Raw genomic sequence first — 16,504 nt, forward strand, 5'->3', positions numbered from 1 at the left:
AATTCCACCGTACGGTAGAATCGGCGGATGGCCAAAGGTCGAGAGGGCAGATCGCCGACGCTCACCGAACGGGCGCGGCGCGCTCAGCTGATCGAGGTCGCCATCGAGCAGGTGGCCGAGCACGGGTACGCCGGCACCTCGCTGAGCCGCATCGCCGACGGTGCCGGGATCACCAAAGCAGCCGTGCTGTACCACTTCTCGTCCAAGGACGCGGTGATCCTGGCCGCCTACGAACACGTGCTCGCCGCGCTCGTCGAGACCGTCGGCGCCGCGGTCGACGCCGCCGATGACGCCGGGAAACCGGCGGCCTACGCCCGCGCCATGATCGGGTACCTGCGCGCCGAGCCCCGGCACACCCGGATGCTGATCGAGGCCGTGACCGGCACCGCCACCGAGCACGCCCCCGAAGCCCGCTGGCGCCCGCTGGCCGGGCTGCTCGACGGTGCCGTCCGCGCCCGCGGCGGTGCCGCGATCGACTCGCGGACAACGGCGCTCGCCATCGGCGGCGCCATCGACGCCATCGTGGCCGAACGGCTGCGCGACCCCGCCTACGACACCGCCGCCGCGGCCGAAGTGCTTGCCGCGATGATCGACACCTGGATCACCCGCTAGTGCCTTGTCCGAATCGTCGGGCTGCCGGGTTGATCCCGGGCTGTTGGCCGGTGGAGGTGGCGCGGATGGGGCGCAGTGGTGGTGATGGCTCCGGCGCAGCGTCAGCCTGTGCGGTTGATCGCCCGGCCGCTGCCCTCGAGCGGTCTAGCGGTCCACCTGTGCAAGTAGCCGAAGTATCTCCGCGGTGCCTTCTGTAGGACGCATCGTGGCAAGCTCCCCGGGAGTCTTCCCGCCCCAGCGGCCCGCCTGCGGCCCCATCCGAACATCAACCCGGGCTCCGGCCTGCAAGAGGGCTTGGACGCACTCGGGTGAACCACGGTCTGCTGCCGCGCACAACGGCGGCCACTCGGCCGGCAGATCCGGGTTCATGCCGTGGTCGAGCAGTAGCCGCACCGTCTCGGCATGGCCCTTGTCCGCGGCCTTCGAAAGAGCATTCGACTCCGCTTCGATGCCCTGGGCCAGCAGGTAGGCGAGGATCTCGGTTCTGCCCCACTCCGCGGCCCAGCCGAGGAGAGTACCTCCGGGCGCAGTGGCGCTCGCCAGGTCGACACCGGCTTCGTGAGCGCGTCGCACCCGGTCGGCGTCGCCACGAACGACAGCCATGACGAGGTCGAAATCTTCTGCACCGCGCACCACATCAGTATGTCGTGCCCGCCCTTCGATCAGTGCTTCGTCACCCTGGCCTGGCCTGCGATCTCGACACCCGCATCGCCGGCCGCGCCCAGGGAGGCCGGTGGCCGCCCGGTGTCGCGCCGTGCTGCCGGTGGTCGATCAGGCTGGACCGGCGCACGGGCGCGGCGAGGAACATGGTGATCCCGGCCTTGGTCCGCCACGGCAACCCGGTCGGGCACAGGTGCGCGAGAGTCGGGTAGCGGCCGGCGCGCTCTGGTTGCGCCGCTATCGGTACGGGTCCGCCGAGTGGACCGCCCCGCTGCGGTGTACACATTGATGGCCGGGACGACGGGAAGCGTTGCCACCGAGCTCATCTCGACCGGGACCCGACCGACACCGCAGCAAGGAGCCGCCCATGATCACCGACCCCGTCCTGTTGCGCATCGGCGAGACGGTGCTGCGCAGTCATTCCGGCGAATCGCAGGCAGCGCGGCTCGAACTGCGGCGACTCTGGGACGAGATAGGCGGTGACAGCGGCGATCCGCTGCGGCGGTGCACCCTCGCGCACTCGCTCGCCGACCTGCAGGAGGAGCCCGCCGACGAACTCGCCTGGGACCTCCGCGCGCTCACCGCGGCGGCGGAGATCACCGACGAGCACACCGCGCGGGCCGGGGTGGAGCTCCCGGCGGCCGCGCTGTACCCGTCGCTGTACCTCAACCTGGCCGAGTGCTACCGGAGGCTCGGCGATCTCGGCCGGGCGCGCGAGTATCTCGCACTGGCCCGGGACACGATCGGCAGGCTCGGCGACGACGAGTACGGACGGCTCATCCGGGACGGCCTGCGGACCGTCGCCGAACAGCTTGATGGTATCTAGATATCAGATTAGTTGATATGCTCGTACCGTAACCACGGGAACGGGAGGGTACCCATGCCGAAGATCGGCCGATTCACCAGTGATACCGCGCGGGACGAGTTCTTCCGCGCCTACGACAGCGTGGCGGCGAAGTGGCCGGTGCCCTCGACCGAGCACGATGTCGCGACCTCGTTCGGCACCACCCGGGTGCGCCGGTCGGGCGAGGGCGGCGGCGCGCCGATCGTGCTGCTCCCCGGCATCGGCGGCAACGGCAATGTCTGGTGGCGGTTCATGGCCGAGCTGGCCGGGGAGCGCACGGTCTACACCCCGGACGTGATCGGCTGGGCGGGCCGCTGCGTGCAGACCGCGCCGGTCCGCGACGCCGCCGACGTCGCCACCTGGTGCACCGAGCTGCTCGACGGGCTCGGGGAGTCTCGGGTGCACCTGGTCGGCAACTCGCTCGGCACCTGGCTGGCCGGCGCCGTCGCCGTGCACCACCCGGACCGGCTCGCGACGCTCACCATGATCGAACCCAGCGCCGCGACCTTCGTCCGCCCGCGGTTGAGCCTGCTGGCCAAGATGCTGATCGCCGGGGCGCGCCCGACCCCGGAGCGGATGCGCAAGTTCAACAGCTGGGCCATGCCCGGCTTCGTCCTCGACGACGACGAACTCGCGGTGGCGCTCGCGGCGACCAAGTATCGGATGGCGATGCCATGGGACCGCCCCTTCACCGACGAGCAGCTCGCCGCCATCACCGCGCCCACCCTCGTCCTCTTCGGCGCCGAGACGGTGGTGAACGACCCCGAGGTCGTGGCCGCCCGCGCCCGCGCGCACATCCCGGTGGTCGAGACCCGGATCTACCCCGGCATCGGCCACGACCTGCTCTGGGCGAACCCGGACGAGGTGATCCCGCGGCTGCTCGACTTCACCGCGCGTCACGAGCGGGCCAGGGCCTGACCGATCACCCGGGCGGCGGCCGGGAAATCGCCCGGCCGCGGGCCGGAGTAGTTGAGCCGCAGGTAGCGCCCGGTCGGCTCGGCGGGAAACCAGTCGTCGCCCGCCGCGACGACGACCCCGCCCGCCTCGCAGGCGCGCCCGAGCCGGTCGAGGTCGGTCTCGTCGGGCAGCCGCACCCAGAGGTTCAGCCCGCCGCTGGGAACGGCCTCCAGGTGCGCGGCGGGGACGTGTTCGGCGAGCGCGCCGATCAGCAGGTCGCGGCGGGCGGCGAGCTGCCTGCGCAGCGAGCGGAGGTGGGTGCGCCAGGCGGGCTGGGTGACCACGTCCAGCGCGACGGCCTGCAGCGTTCCGCTGACGTACATGGCCTGCGCCCGGGTGTCGGCGAGAATCCGTTCCCGGGCGGGACCGCGCGCCACCAGCCCGGCGACCCGCACCGAGGGGGAGACGCTCTTGGTGAGCGAGCGCAGGTAAACGACGTGCCCGCTGTCGTCGCGGGCGGCCAGCGGCGCCGGCTCGGCGGTGATGCCGAAGTCGTGCGCCCAGTCGTCCTCGATCAGGAAGGCGCCGTGCGCGCGCACCAGGCCGAGCACCGCGTCGGCGAGCTCGGGCGGCCAGCGGCCACCGGTGGGGTTGGCGAAGGTGGGCTGAGCGTAGAAGGCCCGCGCGCCGGTCCGGCGGAAGGCGCGGTCGAGTTCGTCGGGGTCGGGGCCGCTGGGTCCGCTGGGGATCGGGACCAGGCGCACGCCGACCTGGGCGGCGGCCAGGATCGCGCCCCAGTAGCTCGGTGACTCGATGAGCAGCGGGCGGCCCGCCCCGACCAGGGTGCGGAACAGCGTGCTCAGCCCGCTCTGGCTGCCGGGCAGGACGATCACGTCGCTCGCCGCGGGCGGCATGTGCCCGCCGAGTTCGGCGGCGAACCAGGCGCGCAGCTCGGGCAGCCCCGCCGCCGGTGACCGGTCGAGGACCGTATCGGCGCGGGCCGCCCTGGCGAAGGCCGCGCGGACCAGGCGTCCGGGAAGCAGCTCGCGGTCCGGGTAGCCGGAGTGCAGGGCGATCAGGTCGTCGGCGGTCGTTCGCAGGGCGGCGGCCGAGCGCGGCAGCCTGGTGGGCGATGCGCCGAGCGCGGCGGTCTGCCAGCCGTAGTCGCTGGGGCGCACCGGGCGGACTCCGCGCACGAAAGTCCCGACACCGGGCCGGGTTTCGACCAGCCCCTGCCCGACCAGCGCCCGCAGCGCCCGCTGCACCGTCACCGGACTCGCCCCGAACCGGTCGACCAGGGCGCGGGTGGACGGCAGCTGTGCGCCCGCCGGAGCGGACGCCACCCACGCACGCAGCGCTTCGACGATCCGGCCACTGCTACCCTCGGACATGAGAGCCGATAGTAGCGCTACCCTTGTGAAAGCTCCTCCGCTACCGCACGGGATGTGGTGGGGCCTGCTCGGCATCACCGCCTTCTCCTTCACGATGCCGTTCACCCGCATCGCCGTCGGCGGCCAGCTCTCCCCGCTCTTCGTCGGCTCCGGGCGGGCCGTTGCCGCCGCGCTCCTCGCCGCCGTGGCGCTCGCGCTGACCAGGCAGGCGATGCCACGCAGGCGGCAGTGGGCGCGGCTGGCCGTGGTCGCGGGCGGCGTGGTCGCCGGGTTTCCGCTCCTCACCTCCTATGCGCTCACCGCGGCCCCGGCGAGCCACAGCGCCGTCGTCATCGCCCTGCTGCCCGCCGCGACCGCGGTGGCGGCGGTGCTGCGCGGCCAGGAACGCCCGGGCACCGCGTTCTGGACGGCCGCCGCACTGGGCGCGAGCGCCGCACTCGGCTTCGCCGCGCTCCGCGGCGACGGCCTCGCCGGACTCGAACACGCCGACCTCCTCCTCTTCGCGGCGGTCGTCGTCTGCGCGATCGGCTACGCCGAGGGCGGGCTGCTCGCCCGCGAACTCGGCGCCTGGCAGACCATCTCCTTCGCGCTGGTCCTCGCGGCGCCGCTGACGCTCACGCTCACCGGGATCGCGGTGGTGCGCCACCCGCCCAGCGGCACGGCGGCCGAGTGGGGCGCCTTCGGCTACCTGGCCGTGGTGAGCATGTTCCTCGGCTTCTTCGCCTGGTACCGCGGCCTCGCCATCGGGCCGATGGCGCAGGTGAGCCAGGTGCAGCTTGCCCAGCCGGTGCTGACCATCGGCTGGGCCGCGCTGCTGCTGCGCGAGCCGGTCGGCCCCGCGACGCTGCTCGGCGGCTGCGCCGTCGTCGCCGCCGCGCTGTTCGCGGTGCGCACGCGGAATCGGCCGGGAGCCGGTGCTCGCCCGTCCCGGTGATTCGGTATCCGGGGGACTCCTCGATACGGTGGTTTCCGGCAATGGCGGGCATCGGACTATCCGGGGGCGATGGCAGGTGAGCAGAGGCGAGGACACGATGGATTTCGTGGTGTGGAAGGTCGCCGACGTGCCGCCGCTGCCCGCGCGGGTCGCCGCGGACAATATCGCCCGCCGGGGCGGCGCCGCCATCGACTGGCGGGTCGTCGCCGAGGCCAGCGCGGAGGCGGTCAGCGCGCGGCCGAAGGGGTGGACGCACCGGGAGTGGCGCGAGCACGGGCGCCGGCTCGGGCTGCGCGGCAATGAATTGTTCGCCTGGAGTGAGCTGTTCGCCCGGCCCATCGAGATCGCCGCGAACGGCGCGCAGTGGGTCGACGGCATGCACCGCGCGGCCCTGATGGCGGAGGCAGGCGCCGAGCGGATGGCGGTGCTCGACCCGGACTGGATGCCGAACTGGGAACCGGACGGTTCCGACCGGGTCTGACCGGCGCCGACCCGGGAACGCACCGCGTGCGGATGCGAGACCCGGTGCCTGGTTGTAGCGTTCTTGCTGGTGGGGCTGCGCATCGAGGTGAAAGCCGCCGGGCAGGAGCGCAGTTGACCACCCCAGGCCGCCCGGCGCCGCGCGGCCCCCGGCACGAGGGCCGTCGGTGATCGTCGGGAGGAGACCGCATGCGCAGCGAAGCCGAGTCCGCCGTCTACGCGGCGTTGCCGGTCGAATACCGGCAGCTCGTGGACGTGGTCGACCGCTTCCCGCACGGGGTGCAGGCCCGCCGGATCGCCCGGATGACCTACCCGGGCATGTGGGAGCTGGACGAGGCCGACATCGACAGCCGGATCGTCGGCACCCTGCGTGACCGGCTGTCGCAGCTGGCCGCCGACGGCTTCGTCGCCATCGAGCGCAGCAGCGAGTACGGCGACATCTACCGCCCGGTGAACAGCCCCCTGGACATGGCGACCTGGACCCTCGAGCAGGGCCGCGCCTACTACGCGAGCCGGCACGCCGAGCTGATCGGCGCCGACCAGCTCCCGGCCGCCGCCTACGCGATGGTGCTCGGCGCCTGGCGCACCCCCCTGCTCGAGGACGCGCACGCGGGCGACGGATTGAACCGGATCAGCGACGGCGAGATGTTCGCCGCCAACGTCGCCGCCTTCCGGATCATGTGCTGCTTCCTCACCGCCGCCGACCGCCGCCCCGAAGCGTGGCAGCGGCTTTCGCATACCCTCACCGACCCGGAGCGGGTGGCGGCGGGCAGCCGGACCGTCGCCGACCTGCTCGGTGAGCACTACCCGGAGTGGGCCGCCGACTGCGCGAGCGCGGTCCGCTACTACGCCACGCTGACCGCCCCGCCCGAGCACGACATGGCGTGGTTCATCGCGGTGAAGTCGTGTTTCGGTGCGGTCAGCGGGAATTGGTTCGGGATGCCGGGCTGGGCGCGGGTGGTCGACGCGTTCGCCGGGCGCACCGAGCCCGCCGTGCCTGAGGCCGTGCGCGCCGCCCTGCTCACCGCCCCCGACCAGCTCGATCCGGCGATCCTGGAGCAGTACGTTCGGGCCGGTATCGGCACGCTCTGAGCGGTCACCTCGGAGTCAGGCTCGCGGCACCGCGTGGTGCAGGTCGTGATTCCGGGCGGCCAGGGCGCGGGCCCGCTCCTCGTCCACCCCGTCGCGGGCCCAGTCCGCGGCCAGCTCGCTCAGCCGGGCGAGCAGCTCGCTCAGTGCGGTGCGCGCGGCGGGAGCGTCGGCGGCGGCCGCCACCACGGCGGGGAGCGCGAGCAGGTAGTGGCAGGCCAGCAGCAGGTGTTCGGCGCCGACGGCATCGGCGCGGTCGGTGATCGGCGGGGGCAGGTGCGGCAGCGCGGCCCACGGCGGGGTGTCGATGAACTCGCGGAACGCCGCGAGCTGGGCGGCCAGCAGCTGCTCGGCCGAGCCGGTCCCGGCGCGCAGCTCCCCGCGCAGGATGTCGAAACGGTGTGCCCACCGCTGCAATTCGGCGTCGCGCACTTCCGGCCTCCTCCACCCGGCCATCTGAGGACGAGCGTCGTCCAATCTAGGGTCGCCTACGATGGGGGTCAAATGGTGAGGCCCAAAGTCGAGCGGAGCTACGCGGGGGTGAGCGCTGCCCAGCGGCGGTCGGGCCGGCGCGTCGCGCTGCTGCGCGAGGGGCGCCGGATCTGGGGCGAGTCCGGGCAGGCCGCGGTCACCGTGCGCGGGGTGTGCAAGGCCGCCGGACTCACCGACCGCTACTTCTACGAGCACTTCGCGAGCCGCGAGGAGCTGCTGGTCGCGATCGCCGACGAGGTGCGCGACCTGCTGCTCGGCACGCTGATCCAGGTCGGGCTGACCAGCCCGGGCAGCCCCGAGCAGCGGCTGCGGGCGGCGCTGCACGCCCTGCTCGAGGTGATCGCGACCGACCCGCACGTGCACCACATCGCGGCGGGCGAGCTCAGCCCGCTGCTGCTGGAGCGCCGCCGCTCCCTGCTCGCCACCATGGCCGCGATCGTGGTCGAGTACGCCCCCGCCCAGCTCGGGATCGAGCCGGACCCGCCGTCGCTGGCCCGCGCCGCGCTCTTCGTCGCGGGCGGGCTGAGCCAGCTGGTGGAGGCGTGGCTGGACGGCACGCTCGAGCTGAGCACCGGCGAACTCGCCGAGCACGCCACCGGGCTGATCCTGCGCGCGCTGGTGCCCTGAACTCAGCCCGCCGTCAGGTACTCGACGATCAGCCGGTTCACCAGCGCGGGCTGCTCCAGGTGCAGGAAATGACCGGCGCCGTCGACCTCGACGACCCGGCTCCCGGCAGGCAGCCGCCGCTCCAGGCCGCGGAACAGGCCCGGGCGCAGGCAGCCGTCGGCGCTGCCGTGCAGGGCGAGCAGCGGGTGCCGCGGCGCGGCGCGGAGCAGCCGGTCGAGTTCGCGGTTGCGCGGGCTGCGGGCGCGGCGGCGCAGCAGGAAGCGGTAGTAGTCGGTGGCGGCGGTGCGGTGCGCGCGGGTCGGGGTGGCGTCGGCGAGGTGGGCCAGATCCGCGGCCGGGTCGTACCCGGGCGACCAGGTGCGCCAGAGGAACTCCGTGAGCCGGGCGAAGGCGGCCTCGGGCAGCGCAGGGAGCTGGTTGGCGAGGATATACCAGCTGTTGATCGACTGCGCGAGGGTCTGCGCCAGATGCGGGAGCAGGTTGTCCCGGCTCGGGGTCACGCTCGCGATCGGCGGCACGGCCAGGCTCACCACCGCGCGGAACGGGGTGCCGTCCAGCGCCGCGAGCGCGGTCGCGGTGAAGCCGCCCCAGTCGTGGCCGATCACCACCGCCTCCGGAGCCCCGACCCGGGCGGCGATGCCGAGCGCGTCGGCCACCCTTGCGCCGGTGGAGAGGTCGCCGTCGGCGGGGATGCCGGAGGGGGCGTAGCCGCGGCTGAACGGCGCCACCACGTGGAATCCGCGCCCGGCCAGCTCGGGGCCGAGATGCCGCCAGGTCCAGGCGGTGTCCGGGTAGCCGTGCAGGCAGAGCGCCAGCGGCGCGCCGGGCGTGCCCCAGGTCAGCGCGTGCAGGGTGACGTCGCCGAGGTCGAAGGTGTCGCGGTTCAGCACGGTTTCAGGGTACGAGGCGCCGGACCCGGCCGGGCCGTGGATCACGGGGGAGAGGCCGCACCGCGATCGGGGCGGCGGCGGCCACCCCCGGCGGCCCGCGCGCCGCCCTGGCCGTCCGGGCCAGGGTGGCCACCCCCGGCGGACGCTGACCCGCCCGGCCGTCCCGAGGCTGGTAAGTTAGCGGTCATTCTCGACGTGGGAGGAGATGGCCGGTGAGCGAGGTCGACGAGGACCGGACGGCGCGGCGGCTCGCGCTGCTGCTCGGCGGGGTCGGGGTGCTGCACTTCGTGGCTCCCGCGCCGTTCGACACGGTGATCCCGAAGCAGCTGCCGGGCAGCCCCCGGCTCTACACCCTCGGCTCCGGGGTCGCCGAGCTCGCGATCGCGGGCGCGCTGCTGCGCCCGAGCACCCGCAAGCTCGGCGCCCGCCTCGCGGAGCTGCTCTTCGTCGCGGTCTACCCCGCCAACATCCAGATGGCGGTGGACTGGATGCGCGACGAGCAACTGCCGAAGCCGCTCAAGGCCGTCGCGCTGGCCCGGCTGCCGCTGCAACTCCCGATGGTGCTCGCCGCGCGCCGGATCTACCGCGCGGGCTGAGCCGATGTCGGTGCGCGATGCGTCGGATGCGGTTTCGTAGTCGCGGATCAACGCGCAGAGTGCGGCCCGGGCAACTCGGCGCCTTGCTGCTCGGCACCCGGCAGCGGCACAGTTCCCACGGCACCGTCGCCGCGCCCCACCTGGATCCCGACGACGCAGGTGTCGTCGTCGCTGTTGGCGTCGCTGTGGTCGAGCAGGTGGTCGAGCCGCTCGTCGAGGGTGCCGGTGAAGCCCGCCGACATGTCGAGCAGCCGCTGCACGCAGTCGTCGAGGTAGCGGTCGCGGCGCTCGATCAGGCCGTCGGTGTAGAGCAGCAGGATGTCGTCGGCCGCCAGCTGCTCGGCGCCCTCCTCGTAGACCGATTCGGCGACGGCGCCGAGCAGCATGCCCGAGAGTTCGGGCAGGGTGACGGCGGTGCCGTCGCGGATCAGCACCGGCGGGAGGTGGCCGGCGCGGGCCCAGCGCAGCACCCTGGTCTCCGGGTCGTAGAGCCCGCAGACGGCGGTGGCGAAGATGTCGTCGGTGAGGTGGTGGGTGACCAGGTTGAGCCAGGTGAGCATCTGGCCCGGCCCGGCGCCGGTCGCGGCGAGGCCGCGTAACGCGTTGCGCAGCACCACCATTCCGGTGGCGGCCTTGATGCCGTGGCCGGTGATGTCGCCGACCGAGACCATGATCTGCTTGCTCGGCAGCACGATGGCGTCGTACCAGTCGCCGCCGACCAGGTGGTCCTGCTCAGCCGGGCGGTAGCGCACCGCGATGTGCAGCCCGAACGCCTCGATGACGGGCTGCGCGGCGGGCATGATCGCCTGCTGCAGCTGGCGGGCGAGCCTGCTCTGCTCGGCGGCGTGCTGCTCGGTGTGCGCGAGCCGGTCCTGGGTGGCCGAGAGCGCGACCTCGGTCCAGTGCTGGGCGGAGATGTCCTGGTAGGCGCCGCGCACCGCGAGCAGGTGCCCGGCGCTGTCCACCACCGGCTCGGCGATGATCCGGATGTGCCTGGTGTCGCCGTTGGGGCGGATCAGCCGGAAGGCGGTGGAGCCGGGGCGGCGGTAGCGCAGCAGGGTCCGCAGCAGCCGCCGCACCGCGTCGGTGTCGTCGGCGTGCACGTGCTCGGGCAGCCGGGCCAGCGGGACCGGGTCGGCGCCGGGGGCGAGGCCGTGCAGCGCGAAGAGGTCGCTGCTCCAGGTGATCGCGCCGCTGGCGGCGTTCTCCTCGAAGCCGCCGACCCGGCCGAGGCGCTGCGCGTGCTGTAGCAGCGCGGCCAGCCGGGCGGTCTCGTCCTCCACCCGCCACACCACAAGCACCGCGGCGCCGTGCCTGCTGATGCCGAGCGCGGCGGAGACGGTGAGCGGCACCTGGTCGACCAGCTCGGTGAGCTGCACCCGGTCGGCGCGGTAGGTCTCGCCGGTGGCGAAGACGTGCTCGACGTGCTCGAAGAGCCTGCCCTCGCTGGCCGCCATCGGGTACGCCTCGAAGAGCAGCGCGCCGTCGACCAGCCCGCGCGGCCGCCCGGCCGGGTCGACGAAGGAGGCGTTGAGGTGGTGGATGCGGAAATCGGTGAGCGTGCCGTCCGGGCCGAGGTGCGGGAGCAGCACCAGCGCCGGATCGAAGAGCCCGTCGGCGAGCCGGACCAGGTCGGCGACGCCGGGCCGGGCGGGGGCGCCGACGGTGACCGGGTCCGATTCCAGGGTGTGCGCGCACAGCTCGGCCAGTGCCTCGAGCTGGCGCCGGATCTGCGGCGGCTGCGGCTCGAGCGGCGTGGGCCAGCAGACCTCGAGCACGCCGATGAGCCGCCCGCCGATGCCTGCCGGGATGGCGGCGCGCCCGCCCTTCCGCTCCCCGATCGAGGGCAGCCCGGAGCGGGCGATGTCGGCGATCCACTGGGGTTCGCGCAGCGCGAGCGCCTGGCGGGCCGGGGTGACGACGCCGGGCGGGAGGTAGCGCCACCGCTCGGCCTCGGCGCGGTCGATGCCGGCGAAACCGGCGAGCGCGAGCGAGGAGTCGGTGCCGACCGCCCAGATCGCCACCGCGGTGGCGCCGAGCGGGGCGGCGGCGTGCTCGAGCAGCGACTGGGCGACCCGCTGCGGGTCGCCCGCGGCGAGCAGCCCGCTCTCCGCGGTGCGCAGCCGGACCGCCTCGGCGGGCTGCTGGGGCACCGGCACCGCGACCGCCTCGTCCTGCGCGGCCTGGCCGACCAGCTCGGCCGCCAGCTCGACGGTGCTCACCCCGGAGCGCCTGGCCAGCGCCTCCAGCTGCCGCGCCGCCTGGGCCGGGCCGCAGCGCAGCCGCTCGATCAGCACGCCCTTCGCCATCTCGACCAGCGCCCGCCCGTCCGCCGTCGCCTGCGCCTGCTGCACCTCCGCCCGCAACCGCTCGACCGTCGCCGCCAGCCGGGTGACAACCGGCTCGGCGGTCTCTCGCCCGCCGCCCGGCACGCCGGTCCCGCCGCCCGGCTCGCCGGTCCCGCCGCCCGGCACGCCGGTCCCGCCACCCGGCACGCCGGTCCCGCCATCGGCCGCGACAGATGCGCCGTCGGCCGCGGCCGTTTCGCCCGCCGTCCCGGCCGGGCCGGACCCGGCCCGCGTCCCGGTCACCGTGACCCCAGCCAATGCTGGATGCAGGTGAGCAGCGCGTCGGCGTCCACCGGCTTGGTGACGTAGTCGTTGGCGCCGGAGGCGAGGCTCTTCTCCCGGTCCCCGAGCATCGCCTTCGCGGTGACCGCGATGATCGGCAGCTGCGCGTACCGCGGCATCTCCCGGATGGTGGAGGTCGCGGTGTACCCGTCCATCTCCGGCATCATGACGTCCATCAGCACCAGATCGGTCTCCGGATGCGCCACCAGCGTCTCGATCCCCTCGCGCCCGTTCTCCGCGTGCAGCACCGTGACCCCGTGCAGCTCCAGGATGCTGCTGAGCGCGAACAGGTTCCGCGCGTCGTCGTCCACGATGAGCACGGTGCGCCCGGCCAGCCGCCCGTCCGGCCACTGCGGCGCGGGCGCGGGTTTCTCGTCGCCGCGCACCAGCGGGAGCACGTCGCCCGGCGCCTCGGCGGTGATGTGCAGTGCGATCCGCTCGCGCAGCTCGTCCAGGCTGGAGAGCAGCTCCAGCGGGCGCTGCGCGGTGCGCTCCTGCAGCAGCCGCTCCTGCTCGGAGCCGAGCCTGCGGTTGTTGTGCGCCAGCACCGGGACGGTCCGCGCGGCGCTGTCGCCGTCCATGGTGGCCAGCAGCCGCAGTGCGGCGTCGCCGGGCATGTTCAACTCCAGCACCACGCAGTGGAACACCTCCGCGGCCATCGCGGCGGCCGCCTCCTGCACCCCGATCGCCGTCACCACCTGCACCGGCCCGCGCGGGTCGTTGCTGTCGGCGAGGTCGGCGACCGCGCTCTGCGCGACCAGCGAGAGCAGCCCCTGCGGCCGCTCCTCGACCACGAGCAGCCTGCGCGGCTGCGGCGGCCCCGCGGGCAACGGCAGCGGCTCCGGGCTGCGCACGTCCTCGCGCACCGGCGCCTGCAGGAAGTCGGGGCGCGCCACCGGCAGGTAGAAGGTGAAGGTGCTGCCCCGCCCGACCACGCTCTCCGCGATGATCGCGCCGCCGAGCAGGTAGGCGATCTCCCTGCTGATCGAGAGCCCGAGCCCGGTACCGCCGTACTTGCGGCTGGTGGTGCCGTCGGCCTGCTGGAACGCCCCGAAGATCGACTCCAGCTGGTGCTCGGCGATGCCGATCCCGGTGTCGATCACCCGGAAGGCGATGGCCGGGCCGTGCCTGCGCGCCGCCGCGGGCAGCTCGCCGGGCGCGGCCGGCTCGATGCGCAGCTCCACCGACCCGTTCTCGGTGAACTTCACCGCGTTGGAGAGCAGGTTCCGCAGCACCTGGCGCAGCCGGGAGTCGTCGGTGAGCAGCTCGGCGGGCAGCCCGGGCGCGGTGCCGACCCGGAAGCCGAGGCTCTTCTGCGTGGTCATCGGCCGGAAGGTGGCCTCGACGTAGTCGAGCAGCTTGCGCAGCGGCACCTGCTCCGGGGCCAGCTCCATCTTGCCCGCCTCGACCTTGGAGAGATCGAGGATGTCGTTGATCAGCTGCAGCAGGTCCGAACCCGCCGAGTGGATGATCCCGGCGTACTCGACCTGCTTGGGGGTCAGGTTGCGGTTCGGGTTCTGCGCGAGCAGCTGGGCCAGGATGAGCAGGCTGTTCAGCGGCGTGCGCAGCTCGTGGCTCATATTGGCCAGGAACTCCGACTTGTACTTCGAGGCCAGCGAGAGCTGCTGGGCCCTGGTCTCCAGCTCCTGGCGGGCCTGCTCGATCTCCAGGTTCTTCGCCTCGATGTCGCGGTTCTGGGTGGCGAGCAGCGCCGCCTTCTCCTCCAGCTCGGCATTGGAGCGCTGCAGCTCGTCCTGCTGCACCTGCAGCTCCTCGGAGCGGGCCTGCAGCTCGGTGGTGAGCCGCTGCGACTCGACCAGCAGCTCGTCGGTGCGGGCATTGGCGATGATGGTGTTGACGTTCACCCCGACCGTCTCCATGAGCTGGTCGAGGAAGTCGCGGTGGATCCGGGTGAAGCGGTGCAGCGAGGCCAGCTCGATCACGCCGAGCACCTGGTCCTCGACCCCGATCGGCAGCACGAGCAGGTTCATCGGCGCGGTGCGGCCGAGCCCGGAGGAGATGGTGACGTAGTCGCCGGGCACCTCGTCCACCGCGATGGTGCGCCTGCTGCGCGCCGCCTGCCCGACCAGCGACTGCCCGAAGGCGAGCCGCGGGGCGCTGTCCTCCGGGCTGCCGTAGGAGCTGATCAGCCGCAGCTCCGGCCGCTCGGTGGTGTCGTCGGCCAGGTAGAAGGCGCCGAACTGGGCACGGACCAGCGGAGCCAGCTCGTCCATGATCAGCTCGGCCACCACGTGCAGGTCGCGCTGGCCCTGCATGAGCCCGGAGATCCGGGCCAGGTTGGTCTTGAGCCAGTCCTGGTCCTGGTTGGCGGTGGTGGTCTCGCGCAGCGAGCCGACCATGGAGTTGATGTTGTCCTTGAGCTCGGCGACCTCGCCGGAGGCCTCCACGGTGATCGATCGGGTCAGGTCGCCCTCGGCGACCGCGCTGGTGACCTCGGCGATCGCGCGCACCTGCCTGGTCAGGTTGCCCGCCAGCTCGTTCACGTTCTCGGTGAGCCGCTTCCAGGTGCCGGAGACGCCCTCGACCTCGGCCTGACCGCCCAGGCGCCCCTCCGACCCCACCTCGCGGGCCACCCGGGTGACCTCAGCCGCGAAGGCGGAGAGCTGGTCGACCATGGTGTTGATGGTGGTCTTCAGCGCCAGGATCTCGCCGCGTGCGTCCACGTCGATCTTGCGGGTCAGGTCGCCCTGCGCCACCGCCGTCGTCACCTGGGCGATATTGCGCACCTGGTTGGTCAGGTTGTTCGCCATCGAGTTGACGTTGTCGGTGAGGTCCTTCCAGGTGCCTGCCACGTTCGGCACCCGTGCCTGCCCGCCGAGCATGCCCTCGGTGCCGACCTCGCGGGCCACCCGGGTCACCTCGTCGGCGAAGGCCGAGAGCGTCGTGACCATGGTGTTGATCACCCCGGCCAGCGCCGCGACCTCGCCCTTGGCCTCTACGGTGATGGTCTGGCTCAGGTCGCCGCGGGCCACCGCGGTGGCGACCTGGGCGATCGAGCGCACCTGGTTGGTCAGGTTGGAGGCCATCACGTTGACGTTGTCGGTGAGGTCCTTCCAGGTGCCGGAGACCCCGCGCACCGTCGCCTGCCCGCCCAGGTTGCCCTCGGTGCCGACCTCGCGGGCCACCCGGGTGACCTCGTCGGCGAAGGCGGAGAGCTGGTCGACCATCGTGTTGATGGTCTCCTTGAGCTCCAGGATCTCCCCGCGCGCATCGACCCGGATCTTCTGGGTCAGGTCACCGCGCGCCACGGCCGTCGTCACCTGGGCGATCGAGCGCACCTGGGCGGTCAGGTTGTCGCCCATCACGTTCACCGACTCGGTCAGGTCCTTCCAGGTGCCGGAGACGCCCTTGACATCGGCCTGCCCGCCGAGCCGCCCCTCGGTACCGACCTCGCGGGCCACCCTGGTCACCTCGTCGGCGAAGGACGAGAGCTGGTCGACCATGGTGTTGATGGTGTTCTTGAGCTCCAGGATCTCCCCGCGCGCGTCGACGGTGATGTTCTGCGTGAGGTCGCCGCGCGCCACCGCGGTGGCGACCTGGGCGATCGAGCGCACCTGCGCGGTCAGGTTGCCCGCCATGAAGTTCACCGAGTCGGTGAGGTCACGCCAGGTGCCGGAGACGCCCTTGACGTCGGCCTGCCCGCCCAGGCGGCCCTCGGTGCCGACCTCGCGGGAGACGCGGGTGACCTCGTCGGCGAAGGACGAGAGCTGGTCGACCATCGTGTTGATGGTCTCCTTGAGCTCCAGGATCTCCCCGCGCGCGTCCACCCGGATCTTCTGGGTGAGGTCGCCGCGGGCCACCGCGGTGGTCACCTGGGCGATATTGCGCACCTGCGCGGTGAGGTTGCCCGCCATGGCGTTCACCGAGTCGGTGAGGTCCTTCCAGGTGCCGGAGACCTCCGGCACCTCGGCCTGGCCGCCGAGCCGCCCGTCGGTGCCGACCTCGCGGGCCACCCTGGTCACCTCGGAGGTGAAGAGCGAGAGCTGGTCGACCATGCCGTTGAAGACCGTCGCGATCTCGCCGAGCAGCCCGTCGGCGTCGGCGGGCAGCCTGGTGCCGAAGTCGCCGTCGCGCACGGCGGTCAGCCCGGCCAGCAGCTGGCGCAGCTCCACCTGGTCGGACTGGTGGCCCACGGGCGCCGCTGTCTCCGTCATTGCCGTCCTCGTTCCGATGTGCGGGCCGGACCGGGATCGCACCGGTCCGCCGAAGCTGGGCCGCCGGATGTGCCGACGGGGGTGTGCGACCGAATTCCTCGCTGTGAAAGCATTGCTCCGAGTGACTTTCGAGTCGGGTCGGAGCGGCGCCCGGCGCACGCGCGGCGCGGCATCGGAGCGGTGCTCG

The 16,504-nt window shown here is 73.1% G+C and carries 14 protein-coding genes; 8 read left to right on the forward strand and 6 right to left on the reverse strand.

The window, feature by feature from the left end; all coding sequences use genetic code 11:
• Window positions 1-27 precede the first annotated feature (27 nt).
• Complete coding sequence (locus LTT61_RS32410; protein WP_233017807.1) at window positions 28-612, forward strand: TetR/AcrR family transcriptional regulator; 585 nt, start codon at window positions 28-30, stop codon at window positions 610-612.
• Between the two features lie 144 nt (window positions 613-756).
• Here LTT61_RS32410 and LTT61_RS32415 read toward each other — a convergent pair whose 3' ends face one another.
• Window positions 757-1,245 (reverse strand): ankyrin repeat domain-containing protein, encoded by a 489-nt coding sequence (locus LTT61_RS32415; RefSeq protein WP_233017808.1) that lies wholly within the window; start codon window positions 1,243-1,245, stop codon window positions 757-759.
• Between the two features lie 394 nt (window positions 1,246-1,639).
• Here LTT61_RS32415 and LTT61_RS32420 point away from each other — a divergent pair, with 394 nt between their 5' ends.
• Window positions 1,640-2,098: a hypothetical protein gene (locus LTT61_RS32420; protein ID WP_233017809.1), complete on the forward strand. Its 459-nt coding sequence runs from the start codon at window positions 1,640-1,642 to the stop codon at window positions 2,096-2,098.
• Between the two features lie 54 nt (window positions 2,099-2,152).
• Window positions 2,153-3,034, forward strand: coding sequence for an alpha/beta fold hydrolase (locus LTT61_RS32425; RefSeq protein WP_233017810.1), 882 nt, complete (start codon window positions 2,153-2,155; stop codon window positions 3,032-3,034).
• Here LTT61_RS32425 and LTT61_RS32430 read toward each other — a convergent pair.
• Window positions 3,013-4,404, reverse strand: a complete 1,392-nt coding sequence (locus tag LTT61_RS32430; protein WP_233017811.1) for a PLP-dependent aminotransferase family protein — start codon at window positions 4,402-4,404, stop codon at window positions 3,013-3,015. The genes LTT61_RS32425 and LTT61_RS32430 overlap by 22 nt on opposite strands.
• Here LTT61_RS32430 and LTT61_RS32435 point away from each other — a divergent pair.
• The 3 genes from LTT61_RS32435 to LTT61_RS32445 all read left to right on the forward strand — a co-directional run bounded on the left by LTT61_RS32435 (window position 4,403) and on the right by LTT61_RS32445 (window position 6,910).
• Complete coding sequence (locus tag LTT61_RS32435; RefSeq protein WP_233017812.1) at window positions 4,403-5,338, forward strand: DMT family transporter; 936 nt, start codon at window positions 4,403-4,405, stop codon at window positions 5,336-5,338. The two genes, LTT61_RS32430 and LTT61_RS32435, sit on opposite strands and share 2 nt — an antisense overlap.
• A 76-nt stretch (window positions 5,339-5,414) precedes the next feature.
• Window positions 5,415-5,819, forward strand: a complete 405-nt coding sequence (locus tag LTT61_RS32440) for a hypothetical protein (protein ID WP_233017813.1) — start codon at window positions 5,415-5,417, stop codon at window positions 5,817-5,819.
• A 188-nt stretch (window positions 5,820-6,007) separates the two neighbouring features.
• Window positions 6,008-6,910, forward strand: a complete 903-nt coding sequence (locus LTT61_RS32445) for a hypothetical protein (RefSeq protein ID WP_233017814.1) — start codon at window positions 6,008-6,010, stop codon at window positions 6,908-6,910.
• 15 nt (window positions 6,911-6,925) lie between these two features.
• Here the strand turns inward: LTT61_RS32445 and LTT61_RS32450 are convergent, their stop codons facing one another.
• Window positions 6,926-7,339 (reverse strand): hypothetical protein, encoded by a 414-nt coding sequence (locus tag LTT61_RS32450; protein ID WP_233017815.1) that lies wholly within the window; start codon window positions 7,337-7,339, stop codon window positions 6,926-6,928.
• A 72-nt stretch (window positions 7,340-7,411) separates the two neighbouring features.
• On the opposite strand from LTT61_RS32450, the gene LTT61_RS32455 reads away from it, so the two are divergent.
• Entirely contained in the window at window positions 7,412-8,026 is a 615-nt protein-coding gene (locus tag LTT61_RS32455) for a TetR/AcrR family transcriptional regulator (protein ID WP_233017816.1), read from the forward strand.
• A 2-nt stretch (window positions 8,027-8,028) separates the two neighbouring features.
• On the opposite strand, the gene LTT61_RS32460 is transcribed toward LTT61_RS32455, so the two are convergent.
• Window positions 8,029-8,916 (reverse strand): alpha/beta fold hydrolase, encoded by an 888-nt coding sequence (locus tag LTT61_RS32460; RefSeq protein ID WP_233017817.1) that lies wholly within the window; start codon window positions 8,914-8,916, stop codon window positions 8,029-8,031.
• A 212-nt stretch (window positions 8,917-9,128) separates the two neighbouring features.
• Between LTT61_RS32460 and LTT61_RS32465 the strand changes: the two genes are divergently transcribed.
• Window positions 9,129-9,512: a hypothetical protein gene (locus LTT61_RS32465; RefSeq protein ID WP_233017818.1), complete on the forward strand. Its 384-nt coding sequence runs from the start codon at window positions 9,129-9,131 to the stop codon at window positions 9,510-9,512.
• A 47-nt stretch (window positions 9,513-9,559) separates the two neighbouring features.
• Here LTT61_RS32465 and LTT61_RS32470 read toward each other — a convergent pair whose 3' ends face one another.
• Window positions 9,560-12,103: a SpoIIE family protein phosphatase gene (locus tag LTT61_RS32470; RefSeq protein ID WP_233017819.1), complete on the reverse strand. Its 2,544-nt coding sequence runs from the start codon at window positions 12,101-12,103 to the stop codon at window positions 9,560-9,562.
• A complete protein-coding gene (locus LTT61_RS32475) occupies window positions 12,100-16,317 on the reverse strand; it encodes a HAMP domain-containing protein (protein ID WP_233017820.1) in 4,218 nt (1,405 codons plus the stop codon). The genes LTT61_RS32470 and LTT61_RS32475 overlap by 4 nt, the downstream gene beginning before the upstream one ends.
• Between the last annotated feature and the right edge of the window lie 187 nt (window positions 16,318-16,504).

Origin of the sequence: Nocardia asteroides, assembly GCF_021183625.1 — a bacterium.
GTDB classification, from domain to species: Bacteria; Actinomycetota; Actinomycetes; order Mycobacteriales; family Mycobacteriaceae; genus Nocardia; species Nocardia asteroides_A.